Source organism: Dactylosporangium sp. NPDC049742 (genome assembly GCF_040674675.1).
Lineage (GTDB): Bacteria > Actinomycetota > Actinomycetes > Mycobacteriales > Micromonosporaceae > Dactylosporangium > Dactylosporangium maewongense.
Genome location: NZ_JBFANF010000001.1, coordinates 363,813 through 378,307, shown reverse-complemented (window position 1 = coordinate 378,307; position 14,495 = coordinate 363,813). Strand labels below are relative to the sequence as shown.

13 protein-coding genes are annotated in these 14,495 nt (G+C 73.3%); 10 read left to right on the top strand and 3 right to left on the bottom strand.

Annotated features, from left to right (window positions below; all coding sequences use genetic code 11):
* Nucleotides 1-336 precede the first annotated feature (336 nt).
* From moaC to AB0J72_RS01730, 4 genes are read left to right on the top strand one after another with little or no spacing between them, the layout of a single operon-like run.
* On the top strand, nt 337-813 hold the full coding sequence (moaC, locus tag AB0J72_RS01745) for a cyclic pyranopterin monophosphate synthase MoaC (protein ID WP_363393360.1): 477 nt from the start codon (nt 337-339) through the stop codon (nt 811-813).
* On the top strand, nt 810-1,277 hold the full coding sequence (locus AB0J72_RS01740) for a MogA/MoaB family molybdenum cofactor biosynthesis protein (RefSeq protein WP_354890187.1): 468 nt from the start codon (nt 810-812) through the stop codon (nt 1,275-1,277). Before moaC ends, AB0J72_RS01740 begins: the two co-directional genes overlap by 4 nt.
* Nucleotides 1,278-1,333: 56 nt before the next feature.
* Nucleotides 1,334-2,497 (top strand): molybdopterin molybdotransferase MoeA, encoded by a 1,164-nt coding sequence (locus tag AB0J72_RS01735; RefSeq protein WP_363393929.1) that lies wholly within the window; start codon nt 1,334-1,336, stop codon nt 2,495-2,497.
* Entirely contained in the window at nt 2,494-2,916 is a 423-nt protein-coding gene (locus tag AB0J72_RS01730) for a molybdenum cofactor biosynthesis protein MoaE (protein ID WP_363393357.1), read from the top strand. The genes AB0J72_RS01735 and AB0J72_RS01730 overlap by 4 nt, the downstream gene beginning before the upstream one ends.
* A 14-nt stretch (nt 2,917-2,930) precedes the next feature.
* On the opposite strand, the gene AB0J72_RS01725 is transcribed toward AB0J72_RS01730, so the two are convergent.
* The gene (locus AB0J72_RS01725; RefSeq protein ID WP_344508579.1) at nt 2,931-3,527 is read right to left on the bottom strand and encodes a DoxX family protein; all 597 of its coding nucleotides are present in this window, start codon (nt 3,525-3,527) and stop codon (nt 2,931-2,933) included.
* A 55-nt stretch (nt 3,528-3,582) separates the two neighbouring features.
* On the opposite strand from AB0J72_RS01725, the gene AB0J72_RS01720 reads away from it, so the two are divergent.
* From AB0J72_RS01720 to AB0J72_RS01695, 6 genes are all read left to right on the top strand, one after another.
* Nucleotides 3,583-4,941: an SWIM zinc finger family protein gene (locus AB0J72_RS01720; protein WP_363393354.1), complete on the top strand. Its 1,359-nt coding sequence runs from the start codon at nt 3,583-3,585 to the stop codon at nt 4,939-4,941.
* Between the two features lie 814 nt (nt 4,942-5,755).
* Nucleotides 5,756-7,276, top strand: coding sequence for a DUF5691 domain-containing protein (locus AB0J72_RS01715; RefSeq protein ID WP_363393351.1), 1,521 nt, complete (start codon nt 5,756-5,758; stop codon nt 7,274-7,276).
* Nucleotides 7,273-8,406, top strand: a complete 1,134-nt coding sequence (locus AB0J72_RS01710) for an AAA family ATPase (protein WP_363393348.1) — start codon at nt 7,273-7,275, stop codon at nt 8,404-8,406. The genes AB0J72_RS01715 and AB0J72_RS01710 overlap by 4 nt, the downstream gene beginning before the upstream one ends.
* Nucleotides 8,399-10,987: a DUF5682 family protein gene (locus AB0J72_RS01705; protein WP_363393345.1), complete on the top strand. Its 2,589-nt coding sequence runs from the start codon at nt 8,399-8,401 to the stop codon at nt 10,985-10,987. Before AB0J72_RS01710 ends, AB0J72_RS01705 begins: the two co-directional genes overlap by 8 nt.
* Entirely contained in the window at nt 10,980-11,102 is a 123-nt protein-coding gene (locus AB0J72_RS01700; RefSeq protein ID WP_363393343.1) for a hypothetical protein, read from the top strand. The genes AB0J72_RS01705 and AB0J72_RS01700 overlap by 8 nt, the downstream gene beginning before the upstream one ends.
* Nucleotides 11,095-12,270, top strand: coding sequence for a VWA domain-containing protein (locus AB0J72_RS01695; RefSeq protein WP_363393340.1), 1,176 nt, complete (start codon nt 11,095-11,097; stop codon nt 12,268-12,270). The genes AB0J72_RS01700 and AB0J72_RS01695 overlap by 8 nt, the downstream gene beginning before the upstream one ends.
* Before the next feature lie 6 nt (nt 12,271-12,276).
* On the opposite strand, the gene AB0J72_RS01690 is transcribed toward AB0J72_RS01695, so the two are convergent.
* Both AB0J72_RS01690 and AB0J72_RS01685 read right to left on the bottom strand, forming a co-directional pair.
* A complete protein-coding gene (locus AB0J72_RS01690) occupies nt 12,277-13,485 on the bottom strand; it encodes an ATP-binding protein (protein ID WP_363393337.1) in 1,209 nt (402 codons plus the stop codon).
* Nucleotides 13,486-13,731: 246 nt separating this feature from the next.
* Nucleotides 13,732-14,163, bottom strand: coding sequence for a hypothetical protein (locus AB0J72_RS01685; RefSeq protein ID WP_363393334.1), 432 nt, complete (start codon nt 14,161-14,163; stop codon nt 13,732-13,734).
* Between the last annotated feature and the right edge of the window lie 332 nt (nt 14,164-14,495).

Here is a 14,495-nt window from a genome sequence, read left to right as displayed (position 1 = left end):
ATGGTCGGGCGTCCCTGTCAAGCCCGGTTTCGATTTCAGAGCCACTCGTGGATACGCATTGCTGCCCCCTTCGAGGTTCGTTCATCGCGGCGAACGGTCCCCGTGTAACAAGAGATTGATGTTCATCAACCTCTGGCTTGATGAACGAAGCCTAGGGTGCAGGGCGCGAGTTGCCCATCCCTATATGTCCGTCGACTCATAGTTTGCGAAGAAGGGCACGGCTTGTCATATTTTGGTAACGTGAAAGTTACGCTCCGTGTAGCGGAATCGACGCACCCGCCCCATTAGCGTGCATGATCAAATCGAACTCCACTGGACGGTCGTTAGGGTGATGTCGTGGCAAACGAACTGACCCACGTCGACCAGTCCGGTGCGGCCCGGATGGTGGATGTCGCCGGCAAGGAAATCACCGCCCGACGTGCGGTTGCGGCTGGTTCCGTCCGCACCACGGTGGATGTAATAGCGTTGCTGCACGACGGTGCGTTACCCAAGGGTGACGCATTGGCGGTTGCTCGGATCGCCGGAATCATGGGTGCCAAACGCACGCCCGATCTCATCCCCTTATGTCATCCGATCGCGCTTCATGGGGTGACCGTGGACTTGACGCTGCGTGACGATACGGTTGATATTGAGGTGACGACCCGGACCGCCGACCGCACGGGCGTCGAGATGGAGGCCCTCACCGCGGTCGCCGCCGCAGGTCTCGCCCTCATCGACATGATCAAGGCGGTCGACCCGGCGGCCTCGCTGGAAGGCGTACGGGTGCTGCGCAAGGAAGGCGGCAAGACCGGACTGTGGGAGCGCAGCGCATGAAGGCCGTCGTGATCGTGGCGTCCAACCGGGCCTCCGCCGGTGTGTACGCCGACACCAGCGGACCCGTCCTCGTCGCCGGCCTCCGCGAGCTGGGCTGCGACGTCGGCGACCCGGTCGTCGTCCCCGACGGGCCACCTGTGGAGGAGGCGCTGCGCGCCGCGGTCGCCGGCGGCGCCGACGTGATCGTGACCAGCGGCGGCACCGGCGTCACGCCCACCGACGCCACCCCGGAGATGACCCGCCGCGTGCTCGACTACGAGGTGCCCGGCATCGCGGAGGCCATCCGGGCCGCGGGCGCGGCCAAGGTGCCGACCGCGATCCTGTCCCGCGGGCTCAGCGGGGTCGCCGGGCGCACCCTCATCGTCAACCTGCCCGGCTCCAAGGGCGGCGCCAAGGACGGTCTCGCCGTGCTCGGGCCGGTCCTGGCGCACGCCGTCGACCAGCTCCGCGGCGGCGATCACTGACGGTCTAGGCTCGACCCGTGACGTTACCGATCGCGTGGGTCGACGCCCGCGAGGCGGTGTTCGAGGCCGGCGCGGCGGTCGCTTCGGTCGCCGTGCCCGTCCCCCTCGCCGAGTCCGACGGCCTCACGCTGGCCGATCCGCTGACCACGCTCACCGCGCTGCCGGCGTTTCCCACCTCGAGCGTCGACGGCTGGGCCGTCCGCGGCGCCGCGCCCTGGCGGATCACCGGCCGGGTCCTCGCCGGCGACGTCGCGCGGCCGCTGACGGCCGACGGCACCTGCGTGGAGATCGCGACCGGTGGCATGGTGCCCGAAGGCACCGACTACGTCGTGCGTGTCGAGGACTCCAAGGTCGACGGCGACCGGGTCCTCTCCGGCGAGCCGCGCAAGATCCCCGACTGGCGGATGATCGGCGAGGAGGCCGCCCTCGGCGAGGAGCTGCTGCCGGCCGGCACCCCGATCACCCCCGGCGTCATCGGCCTCGCGGCCGCCTGCGGCTATGACACGCTGCGCTGCCGCCCCAAGCCGCGCAGCGCGCTGCTGGTCTTCGGCGACGAGCTGCTGACCGCCGGCGTGCCCGCCGCCGGCCGGGTCCGCGACGCGCTCGGCCCCTCGCTGCCCTCGTGGCTGCGCCGCGCCGGCACGGAGGTCGTCCACCGCCGCGCCCCGGTCGCCGACACCCTCGAGGACCACGTCGCCGCGCTCAGGACCGCCGTCGACGCCGGCGCGCAGGTCATCTGCACCACCGGCGGCACCATGCACGGGCCCGTCGACCACCTGCACCCGGCGCTCGCCGAGCTCGGTGCCACCTATGTCGTCAACACGGTGGCCGTCCGGCCCGGCTTCCCGATGCTGGTGGCGCAGCTGCCCGGCGGGCAGTTCGTCGCGGGGCTCCCCGGCAATCCACAGTCCACCTTCGTTGCGTTGGTGTCGTTGGTACTGCCGTTGCTCGCCGGACTGGCCGGCCGACCCCGGCCCACGCACGCGACCGTCAGCCTGGGCGCCGACATACCCGGACGGGGTGACTTCACCCATCTCGCCCTGGTGCGCCGCGACCCGGTGGACGGACTGGCCTATCCGGTCGCGCACGCTGGGTCTTCCATGCTTCGAGGGCTGGCCAACTCGATCGGATTCGCCGTCATCCCGCCCGGAGGGCGCGGCCTCGCGGGGACGCCGGCACAGCTCGTACCACTGCCGATTCTGGATGGGGAGCGGGTGTGACCGACCGAATCACGGTCCTCGTGACCGCCGAGCCGATCGACGTGACGTCGCACGAGCTGGCGGTCGCCGACCGCGCGGCCGGAGCGGTCGTGTCCTTCGCGGGCGTGGTGCGCGACCACGACGGCGGACGTGGGGTCGTCGAGCTGGAGTACGAGGGGCACCCCAGCGCCGGCGACGTGCTCGCGGAGATCGCGGCGGAGATCGCGGCCGAGCCCGCGGTGCACGCGCTCGCCGTGTCGCACCGGGTGGGGCGGCTGGAGATCGGCGACGTGGCGCTGGCCGCGGCCATCTCCACGTCGCACCGGGCGGACGCGTTCGTGCTCTGCGCACGGCTCGTCGACGAGGTGAAGGCGCGGCTGCCGGTGTGGAAGCGGCAGGTCTTCACCGACGGCGAGGAGGAGTGGGTCAACTGCCCTTAGGGCCTTTGACCGGCTTACGGGAGCTTCCTGGCCAGGCGGGCAATTCGGGCGTCGCGCTGGGTCGCGTTGACCACGTGCCTCGCCTCGCGTTGCGCCGTGTGGATCGCGTGCCTGGCCTCGCGCCGGGCCGTCTTGGCGGTGTACCCGGCCTCGCGCCGGGCACGCTCGGCGGTGTTGCGCGCCCGCCAGGCGATGCTGGGGCGGCCCTCGTTGTCCAGTGCGGCGAAGATCAGGCCGCCCACCAGGCCAAGGTTCTTCAGGAAGTTGATCCGCTGCTGGTTGCGCTGCACCGGGTCCTCGACCTCCCAGAACGCGTGACCCGCCAGCGTCGTCGGCACCAGCGACCCCGCCAGCACCAGCGCCGCGGGGGTCGTCGCACGGCCGGTGGCCAGCAGGATCCCGCCGGCGACCTGGGCGGCGCCGTTCACCCGTACCAGCGTCTCGGCGTCGGTCGGCAGGCTCGGGTGCACCGCCTTCAACGCCGGCTCCAACCGGTCCGTGACCGGCCTGGCCTTGTCGGCGAGCTTCGCCGGGGCACGCAGCGCGGCCCAGCCCTGAATCACGAAGATCGCGGCGAGCATCGAGCGGGCCGCGGTGCGCACGGGTCTCATGCCGGGGTTCATACCCAGCCAAGGAATGTCGTACCCCATCACTACGCTTCGCAGCATGACCGAAACTTCGACGGAGACGACGGTCTGGACCACCGACCAGGTGATGGCGCTCGCCCCTGACGCGTCCGCCCAGCGGGCGGCCCGGGGCATGGCCGGCGACCGCGCCTGGCTGGAGTCGGGGCTCAGCGCCACCGACGAGCTGCCACCGACGATCTGGGGCCTCTGCCAGGGCAGCGGCAGCACGCCCTACCAGACGGCCGTCGATCTGACCGAGCCCGCGTTCAAGTGCACGTGCCCGAGCCGCAAGTTCCCCTGCAAGCACTCCCTCGCCCTGCTGCTGCGCTGGTCCGCGGGCAGCGTCACCGACGCCACCGCGCCCGGCTGGGTGCAGGAGTGGCAGTCCTCGCGCACCTCCCGGCGCGCCTCGGCGGCGGCGCCTCCAGCCGAGGGTGCCGGCCCGGCCGGCGGCGGCTCCACGGGCGGTGGCAGGGCGCTGCCCGGGGAGAAGGCGCAGGCCCGCCGGGCCGACCGGATCTCCGCGGGCCTCGACGAGCTCGACCGCTGGCTGGCCGACCAGGCCCGCGCGGGCCTCGCCAGCGTCGCCAAGAGCGGCTATGCACACTGGGACACGATGGCCGCCCGCCTCGTCGACGCCCAGGCCGCGGGGGCGGCCGGCATCCTGCGCCGCACCTCGGCCGTCACCGGATCCCCCGAGCGGCTCCTCGGCGAGCTCGCCCGCCTCCACCTGCTCGTCGGTGGCTACCGGCGGCTCGCCGACCTGCCCGACGACCTCGCCGCCAGCGTCCGCATGCGCGTCGGCCTGCCCATCGCGACCGAGACCGTGCTCGCCGGCCCCGCGCTGCGCGACCGCTGGCAGATCCACGGCGTCCGCGACGAGATCGAGGACCAGCTCACCGTCCGCCGGGCCTGGCTGCGCGGCGCCTCGACCCTGCGCCCCCTGCTCGTGCTGTCCTTCGCCGTCGCCGGCCAGTCCCTCCCGGTCGACCTGCTCCCCGGCACCGAGCTCGACGCAGACGTCTGCCTCTACCCGGGCGGCCAGCCCGCCCGCGCCCTGATCGCCAAGCGCCACGCCCCGCCCGCCCGCATGCACACCGTTGCCGGCGCCACCGGCATCGAGCCCAACCTGCGCGCCCACGCCGCCGCTCTCGCCGAGGACCCCTGGCTCGACTACTGGCCGATGACCCTCGACGCCGTCTGCCCCACCCGCGACGCCGGCACCTGGCACCTCGTCGACCCGTCAGGCGCCGCGCTCCCCCTCGACCCGGCCGCCGGCGACCCGTGGCGCCTCCTCGCCATCACCGCCGGCCGCCCCACCACCGTCACCGGCGAATGGTCCGCCGGCGGCCTGCGCCCCCTCGGCGCCTGGTCCGAAGGCCGGCTGGTCCGCCTATGACGTGCCGAGCCCTCACCCCCACCCACTCCGCTGCGCCCGTGACGGGCCGAGCCTCCGCCTCCGTCGGGGCCGATGCGACCAGGAGTGCGCTGCTGGCGGACCGAGCCGTCACCTTCACCCTGCCCGCCGCGGCCGGGCATGTGCCTGTGACGGGCCGAGCCTCCGCCACGACCAGGCGTGCGTCGCTGGCGTGCGAAGCCGTCACCTCCACCCGGGCCGCTGCGACCAGGCATGCGTCCCTGGTGTGCCGATCCTTCAGCCCCGCCCAGCCCTTGATGGCTGGGCATGTGCCTGTGACGGACCGAGCCTCCGTCGCGACCAGGCGTGCGCCGCTGGCGTGCCGAGCCGCCACCACCACGACCCGCCCCGAGGCGGCTGGGCATGCGTCTGTGACGGGCCGAGCGTCCGCCTCAACCTGGGCTGCCGCGACCAGGCGTGCGTTGCCGACGTGCCGAGCCATCATCTCCAACTGGCCCGCGGCGGCCGGGCATGTGCCTGTGGCGGGCCGAGCTTGCGCCCCCACCTGGTCCGCTGCGGCCAGGCGTGCGCCGCTGGCGTGCCGAGCCGTCACTTCCATCCGGCCCGCCGCGGCCGGGCGTGCGGTGCTCGCCAGCAGCGATGTAGCTGGCCTCGCTTTGGTTCGGGCACTGTTGCCGGTGGCTGTCGCGGTTGCGTGGTCGTCGGGTGGTGGCGCGCTTCGGGCATTGTCGTCGGTGGGTTGTGCTGCCGTGTTGCTGCCGGGGGTGCGGGTGGCGGGCGGGGGCGCGTTCGGGGGATGGCCGGTGGGGCTCGACGTTGGTGAGGGGGAGGTGTCGTGAGCGAGCTTCCGGAGTGGGGAGACGTCCTGGCGACCGCGCTGGTCGGCACGCAGCGGCGGCATCTTGCGGCGGGGGACGGGGACCCGGCCGAGGTGCTGCTCGATGCGGCGGCGGCCCTGACGATGTATCGGCGGGCCGGGATCGCGGCGCGGGCCGGGGTGCCGGTGCCGGCGCCCGCGCCTGACGACTCGGGGATTCCGCTGGTGCCCTGGCCTGCCTCGGCGCGGGCGGCGGACCTGCTCGCGGTCGACGCGGCGGGGTATGGGTCGAGCAACGCGACTCCAGTACGTGATGCGGACGGGCGACTGGAGCTCCTCGCCGAATGGCTCAGCGCCGTCGGGGCCAGGAGGGTGCCCGGTGAGCTGTTGCCGGCGCTGCTGGAGGTCGGGCGGCGGCACCGGGTCCTGCGGGGGCTGATCGCTTCGGTGGGCGGGCCGCGCGCGGCGTGGCTGGCGGAGCAGCGGCCCGACTGGGGCTATCTGGTCACCACCACGGTCGACGGGCCCGTTGACGACGGCAGCGCGTGGGAGCTCGGGTCGATCGGGCGCCGGGTGGGGTATCTGACCACGTTGCGGCGGCGGGACCCCGATGCGGCGCGCGACCTGCTGCGCACGGCCTGGCCCGCCGAGACGCCCGACGACCGGGCCGCGCTGCTCGGCGCGATGGCGACCGGCCTGTCCGGTGACGACGAGCCGATCCTGGAGACCGCGCTCGACGACCGGCGCAAGGAGGTCCGTGCGGCCGCGGTGGAGCTGCTCGCGTTGCTGCCCGGCAGCGCGTATGCGCGGCGGATGGCCGAGCGGTCGACGGCATGCGTGCGGATCAGCGGCGGGCGGATCATGGTCACGCCGCCGGCCGCGTGCGACAAGGCGATGCGGCGCGACGGGATCACGCCCCGGCCGCCGGTCGGGGTCGGTGAGCGGGCCTGGTGGCTGGAGGAGCTGCTCACGCGGACTCCCCTGCGGGTGTGGGGCGAGGCTGAGGAGTTTCTGCGGCTGCCGGTGACCGACGAGTGGGCCGCCGTGCTGCGCCGCGGGCTGGCGCGGGCCGCGGCGGGGCAGCGCGACGCACGATGGGCGACGGCGCTCACCGGGCAGCTGACCGAGGAGGTCGCGGCCGGTGGGCGGCCCGATGACCGGTTGCTGCTGGAGGCGTTGTACGACGCCCTGCCGTCCGACGCACTCTCCGCGATCGCGGTCGAGGTGCTCCGTCGCGGGCTGGCCGGTGCGGCCGCCGTCGGCGTCGAGCACGTCCTGGAGCTGTGCCCGCGACCGTGGCCGTCGGCGCTGCTCGAGGCGGTGTTCGCCGCGCTCGACGACCTCGGCGGGCGGCGGTCGGCGGGGTGGCGGCTCGCCGGCCTGTGCGAGCTGGCCGCGCTGCGACTTCCCGCCGACGCCGCTGACCGGGCCGCGAAGCTCGCGTCGGGCCTGGCGTCCGACGACCCGATGTCCTCCATCGTCGGCCGATTCGCCGACACCCTCCGGTTCCGACAAGACATGCTCGAGGAGCTCGCGTGACCGTGACCGTGACCGTGAACGAGGCCGACACCGCGACCGAGGCTGAGAACGTGCAGGCAGTCCAGCGCCGGCACGCCGAGGACGAGTTCGCCGCGGAGCTGGCCGCGCTGGCCGCCGGTGACGACCGCCCGCGGCCACCGGGGTGGCGCCTGTCCCCCGCGGCCGTCGTGACGTATCTGCTCGGTGGGGCCGCCGCCGACGGGACCGTGATCATCCCGAAGTACGTCGGGTCGCGGCGGTTGATGGAGGTCGCCGTCGCGACGCTCGCCACCGACCGGGCGCTGCTGCTGCTCGGTGTGCCGGGGACCGCCAAGACCTGGGTGTCGGAGCATCTGGCCGCGGCCATCAGCGGCGACTCGACGCTGCTGGTCCAGGGCACGGCCGGCACGCCCGAGGAGGCCATCCGCTACGGGTGGAACTACGCCCGCCTGCTGGCGGACGGGCCCAGCCGGGCCGCGCTCGTCTCCAGCCCGGTGCTGCGCGCCATGGCCGACGGCAAGATCGCGCGGATCGAGGAGCTGACCCGCGTGCCGTCCGACGTGCAGGACAGCCTGATCACCGTCCTGTCGGAGAAGACCTTGCCGGTGCCCGAGCTCGGCGAGGAGGTGCAGGCCCGCAAGGGGTTCAACGTCATCGCCACGGCCAACGACCGCGACCGCGGGGTCAACGAGCTGTCCTCGGCGCTGCGCCGCCGGTTCAACACCGTCGTGCTGCCGGTGCCGGCCGGGGTCGAGGAGGAGGTCGACATCGTGTCGCGCCGGGTCGCGGCGCTGGGCAAAGCACTGGAGCTGCCCGAGCTGCCGCCGGCGGTCGACGAGATCCGGCGGGTCGTGACCGTCTTCCGCGAGCTGCGCAACGGCGCCACCGAGGACGGCCGCACCAAGCTGAAGTCGCCCAGCGGCACCCTCTCGACGGCCGAGGCGATCTCCGTGGTCACCAACGGCCTGGCCCTCGCCGCGCACTTCGGCGACGGGGTGCTGCGCGCCGGCGACGTCGCGGCCGGCATCCTCGGCGCGGTCGTCAAGGATCCGGTCTCAGATCAGGTCGTCTGGCAGGAGTACCTGGAGACCGTGATCCGGGAGCGCGAGGGTTGGCGCGACTTCTACCGGGCGGCCCGTCGCGGTGAGTGATCCGCTGCTGCTCGGCGTGCGTCACCACGGGCCAGGGTCGGCCCGGGCGGTGCGGCGCGCCCTCTCGGCCTTCCGCCCCGACGTGATCCTCATCGAGGGCCCTCCGGAGGCCGACCCGCTGGTCCCGTTCGCGGGCGACGAGGACATGCGCGCCCCGGTGGCGTTGCTGGCGTACCCGGCGGACAACCCCGACCCGAAGCTGCGGGCGTCGTTCTGGCCGTTCGCCGAGTTCTCCCCCGAGTGGCAGGCGATCCGCTGGGCCGTCGCGTGCGGCATCCCCGTCCGGTTCATCGACCTGCCCGCGGCGATCCGCCTCGCGTCGGGCACGCCGTCCGCGCCGACCCCCACCGACGACGCGGTGCGGGTCGACCCGATCGGCGCCCTGGCCGAGGCCGCCGGCTACGACGACCCCGAACGCTGGTGGGAAGACGTCGTCGAGCACCGCCGCGAACCGGGCACCCCGCTGACGCCGGCCGCCCTCGACCCCGCCGCCGCTCAAGCAGCGACCGCCGCTCAAGCAGCGACCGCCGCGGAAGCAGCGATCGCCGCGGAAGCAGCGACCGCCGCCGCTGAAGCCGTGGCCGGTGGCGCCCAACCTGCGGACCGGGGCGCCCAAGCCGCGGACGGTGGCGGTGCTGTCGGTGATCACGGTCAGGCGGCGGGTGGCGAGGGCAGGGCGACGGAGCGAGGCGGCGACGGCGACGCAGCAGGCGCCGAATTGCGTGCCGGCGAGGCCGGGACGCTGTTCGCGATGGCGCCGGAGGGAGAGCCGGGCGACGACATCGACGTCGAGCAGCTGGCCGCGGCCGTCGCGCCGTTCGAGGCGATCGCCGAGGCCATGACCGTCGTCAGGGCCCACGCGCCCGCACCGCCCGAGGCGGAACGGGTCGATGAGGAGCGGCGCGAGGCGTACATGCGGCAGTCGCTGCGAGCGGCGGTGAAGGAGTTCGAAAGGGTCGCCGTGGTGTGCGGGGCGTGGCACGTGCCGGCGCTGACCGCGCCGCTGCCCAGCGCGTCCTCCGACGCCGCCGTGCTCAAGGGGCTGCCGAAGGTCAAGGTCTCGATGACCTGGGTGCCGTGGACGCACAACCGGTTGGCGTCGTGGCAGGGGTACGGGGCCGGGGTGCGCTCGCCGGGCTGGTACCACCACCTGTTCACGGCGGTGGACGAGCACGTCGTGGCCCGATGGTTGGTCAAGGCGGCAGGTGTACTGCGCAAGGACGGCGTCCCGGTCTCCAGCGCCCACGTCATCGAGGCGACGAGACTCGCCGAGGCGCTCGCGACGATGCGGGGACGGCCGCTCGCCGGGCTCGCCGAGGTCACCGACGCCGCCCACGCGGTGCTGTGCGACGGCGACGACCTGCGGCTCAGCCTGATCAACCGGCGGCTGGTCGTCGGCGACCGGCTCGGGCGGGTGCCGGAGCAGACGCCGGGCGTGCCGATCGCGAAGGACGTGGCCAGCAGCCAGCGCAGGCTGCGGCTCCAGCCGGCGGTCAGCAGCCGCGAGATCGACCTCGACCTGCGCCGCGACCTCGACCTGCAGCGCAGCCAGCTGCTGCACCGGCTGCGGCTGCTCGGCGTGGAGTGGGGTCAGGTGCTGGCCAACCGCAAGGGCCGGGGCACGTTCTGGGAGTCGTGGCAGATCGCGTGGCAGCCGGAGTTCGCGGTCGATCTCGTCGAGGCCGGCGTCTACGGCACCACGGTCCGCGAGGCGGCGACGGCCCGCGTCGCCGAGCAGGCCGTCGAGGCCGAGACGCTCGCGGATGTGACCGCGCTGGTCGAGCGGTGCCTGCTGGCCGACCTGCCCGACGCCTTACCCGGCGTGCTCGACGCGCTGGACGAGCGGATGGCGCTCGACGCCGACGTCGCGCACCTGATGGACGCGCTGCCCGCGTTGGCCCGGACGCTACGGTACGGCGACGTCCGCGGCACCGACCTCTCCGCCCTGCGGTCCGTGACCCTCGGCATGATCACCCGTGTCTGCGTCGGCCTGCCCGCGGCGGTCGGCGGGCTCGACGACGCGGCGGCCGCGGTGATGCGCGACCGGATCGACGGCGTGCAGGGCGCGCTCGCGCTGATCGACGACGCCGACGCGAGCGGGCGCTGGCAGGCGCTGCTCGGCGGCCTGTCCACCCGCGACGACCTGCACGGGCTGCTCACCGGGCGGATGAGCCGGCTGCTGCTGGACGCGGGCGCGGTCGACGCCGACGAGATCGGCGCCAGGATGGCGTTGGTCCTGACCGTCGGTGTACCCGTGGCCAAGGCCGCCGCCTGGATCGAGGGCTTCCTCGCCGGCGACGGCCTGCTGCTGGTCCACGACGAGCGGCTGCTCGCGCTGGTCGACGCCTGGCTGACGGGCATCCCCGCCGACGCGTTCGTCGAGGTGCTGCCACTGCTGCGCCGCACGTTCAGCGGTTACCCGGCCCCGCAGCGCCGCATGATCGGCGAGCGGGCCGCCCACATCGGCACCGGCGGCCGCCCCCGCTCCGGCGACCGCGACGACCAGGTCGACCCCGACCGCGGCGCCCTGCTGCTCCCGGTGGTGGCCCGCCTCCTGGGCAAGGAGCTCCGACATGCCTGACCACACCGGCGCGACCGAGGTAAGACCCCGCCCCAGCGCGACCGGCCGCGACGGCGCGATCGAGTGCCAGGAGCGGGACGAACGGCGGCGGGCGAAGGGGGCGGACCATGGATGAGCAGCACGGCGACGAGCAGGACACGGACGAGCGGCTCCGGCGCTGGCGGCTCGCGCTCGGTGGGGCGGCCGGCGGTGAAGGTACCGGCTACGGGCTGACCGGCGCGGACGTGTCCATCGACGCGGCGCTCGGTGCTCTGTACGACGGCGGGGAAGGCACGGGCAGCCAGCGCGGCGCGGGGCTCGGCGCGTCGGCGCCGCGGGTCGCGCGGTGGCTGGGGGACATCCGCCAGTACTTCCCCTCGACGGTCGTGCAGGTGATGCAGGCCGACGCGATCGAGCGGCTCGACCTGACCCGGCTCCTGCTCGAGCCGGAGATGCTTGACGCCGTCGAGCCCGACGTGCATCTCGTCGGCACGCTGCTGTCGCTGAACCGGGTCATGCCCGACAAGAGCAAGCGGGCCGCGCGGAAGGTGGTCGCCAAGGTGGTCGCCGAGCTGGAGCGGCGCGTCGCGCAGCCGACCAGGACCGCGCTGGCCGGGGCGCTCAACCGGGCGGCGCGGATCAACCGGCCGCGGCACCACGACATCGACTGGAACCGGACCATCCGGGCGAACCTCAAGCATTACCAGGCCGAGCACCGCACGGTCGTCCCGGAGCGGCTGGTGGGCTACGGCCGGCGGGCTCAGTCGGTACAGCGGGACATCGTGCTGTGTGTGGACCAGTCGGGATCGATGGCGGCGTCGGTCGTGTACTCGGGCGTGTTCGCGGCGGTGCTCGCGTCGATGCGGTCGCTGAAGACGTCGCTCGTGGTGTTCGACACGGCGGTGGTCGACCTGACGGAGCGGCTGCAGGATCCGGTCGACGTCCTGTTCGGCACCCAGCTCGGCGGCGGCACGGACATCAACCGGGCCATCGCGTATGGCCAGCAGCTCATCACCCGCCCGCGGGACACGATCTTCGTGCTGATCAGCGACCTGTACGAGGGCGGCGTGCGCGAGGAGATGCTCCGGCGCGTCGCGGCGATGACGGCCGCCGGGGTGCAGGTGATCGTGCTGCTGGCGCTGTCTGACGAGGGCGCGCCGGACTACGACCACGAGAACGCGGCGGCCCTGGCGGCGCTCGGAGTGCCGGCGTTCGCCTGTACGCCGGACGTCTTCCCCGACCTGATGGCCGCCGCCATCGAGCGCCGCGACCTGCGCGGCGTCATCGAGAAGTCGAAAACCTAGGGCGATCTAGTCGGCGGGCTGCGAGCGGATGTACCGGGCGAAGTGCGGCACGGTGAAGGCGACCGTGCCGCGCTCGCCGGAGTAGATGAGCCCCTTCTTGATCAGGGCGTCCCGCGCCGGGGAGAGGCTCGCCGGGCGCCGGCCGAGCGAGCGGGCGATCTCCGCGGTCGGCACGGCCTCGGAGACGTCGACGGCGGGCAGGAGGGTGGCCATCGAGCGCATGTACTCGCGCTCGGCCGGCGTAGCGCGCTCGTAGCGGGAGCCGAAGAAGCCGACGGCCAGCTCCGCCTCGGCCTCGGGCGCCGCCACCCGGACGTCCGCCGCGGTGATCGGCGAGTGCGGCGCGTGGTCCCAGGTCGCCTTGCCGTAGGCCTGCACGAAGTACGGGTAGCCGCCGGAGGCCTCGTAGAGCGCGTCCAGCGCCTTCGCCTCGTACTCCACCTCCTCACGCATCGCGGGCGCGGTGAGCGCCAGGTCGGCGGCGATCCGGTCGAGCCGGTCGATGCGCTGGTAGCGGAAGAGCCGCTCGGAGTAGGACTTCGACGCCGTGAGCAGGGCCGGCAGGTGCGGCAGCCCGGCGCCGACCACGATCAGCGGCGCGCCGGTCTGCGACAGCTCGTGGCACGCGGCGCACATGGCGGAGATGTCCTCGGCGGACAGGTCCTGCATCTCGTCGATGAAGATCGCCACGCCGGTGCCGACGTCGGTGGCGACGCTGGCCGCGTCGGTGAACAGCTCCACCAGGTCGATTTCGATGTCGCCCGAGTCGGCCCGCCCGGTGCTGGCCGGCACGTCGATCCCGGGCTGCCACCGGTCGCGCAGCTTGCCCGGCGGCTTGTTGGGGTCCTCGCGGATCGCGAACGCCTTCAGCACCCCGAGGAACTCGTCGATCCGGTCCGGCGCCCGGTGGTGCGGCGCCAGCTCGCGGATCGCCATGTGCAGCGCCGCCGTCAGCGGCCGGCGCAGCGACTGGTCGGGCCGGGCCTCGATCTTGCCGGTGCCCCACAGCCGCGAGATCGCCTGCGAGCGCAGCGTGTTGAGCAGGACGGTCTTGCCGACGCCACGCAGGCCGGTCAGCATCAGCGAGCGCTCCGGGCGGCCACGGGCGACGCGCTCGAGGACAACCTCGAAGGCCTGCAGCTCGCGGTCGCGACCGGCGAGCTCCGGCGGGCGCTGGCCTGCACCGGGGGCATACGGGTTTCGAACGGGGTCCACGATCGCACCGTATCGGCGTCTCTAGCCAAAACGCTAGAACCGCATAGAACATCCTTGTGGCGTGTCGTGCCTTGTCTAGCGAAGTCTAGGGCAGACGCAAGACAGGCTTATAACAAGGTGATCGAACACCTGTTCACCAGCTCGAACTAATGTACTACATGGTCTGAGGGGCCCCGTGCAAGGGGGTCCCAAAAAGTTCGACGGCGCGCCGTTGACCGGCGCGCCGTCGAAAACGGGGCGAAAGGGTCAGCTCCGGAGCTTCATGCAGAGCACGAAGGAGAACGTCTCCGGCTGGGCCTTGAAGAAGTAGTTGTGCGTGTAGCCGGTGACGCCGTTGCACTTCTCCTTGTCGGAGGTGCCCTCGATCCGCTTCAACACCTCGAACGTGCCGGCCGCGCAGGTCGTCTTCTGCATCACCGGAGCGGTCGCCGTGCCGGTGTTGGTCAGGCACTCGCCGACCTTGACCGTCTTCGCGTCGCCCGCCTGCACGCCACCGGGCGACGAGGCGGCACCGCTCGGCGCCGCGCTCGTGGACGCCTTCCCCGAGCCGCTCGGCTTCGGCGCCGCCGTCGTCGGCGAGGTGGTCGTGGGGCCGGTCTTGTCGTTCTTCAGGACATACCAGATGCCTGCGGCGCCACCACCGCACAGCAGCAGCACCAGGATGATGACGAGCGCCACCGTGCCGCCGGAGCCCCTCCGCCGCGGCGGAGCGGCCGGCGGACCCCACTGGTCGCCGCCGGGGCCGGGGCCCGGGCCGGGCGGCTGGCCATAGGCCGGCTGCTGATACGTGCCCGTCTGCCCGTAGTTGCCCCCATAGGGGCCACCCGACTGCGGCTGCTGACCCCACTGCGGAGGCTGGCCATACGGGTCTGGACGCTGACCATACGGGTCAGGCTGCTGCCCATATTGCCCGGGCGGCGGACCGTAAGGGTCCGGTTGGCCATAGGGATCCTGCTGGCCGCCCTGCCAGGGGTCCTGGGGTTGGCCCTGGTACGGGCCCGGCGGTCCGT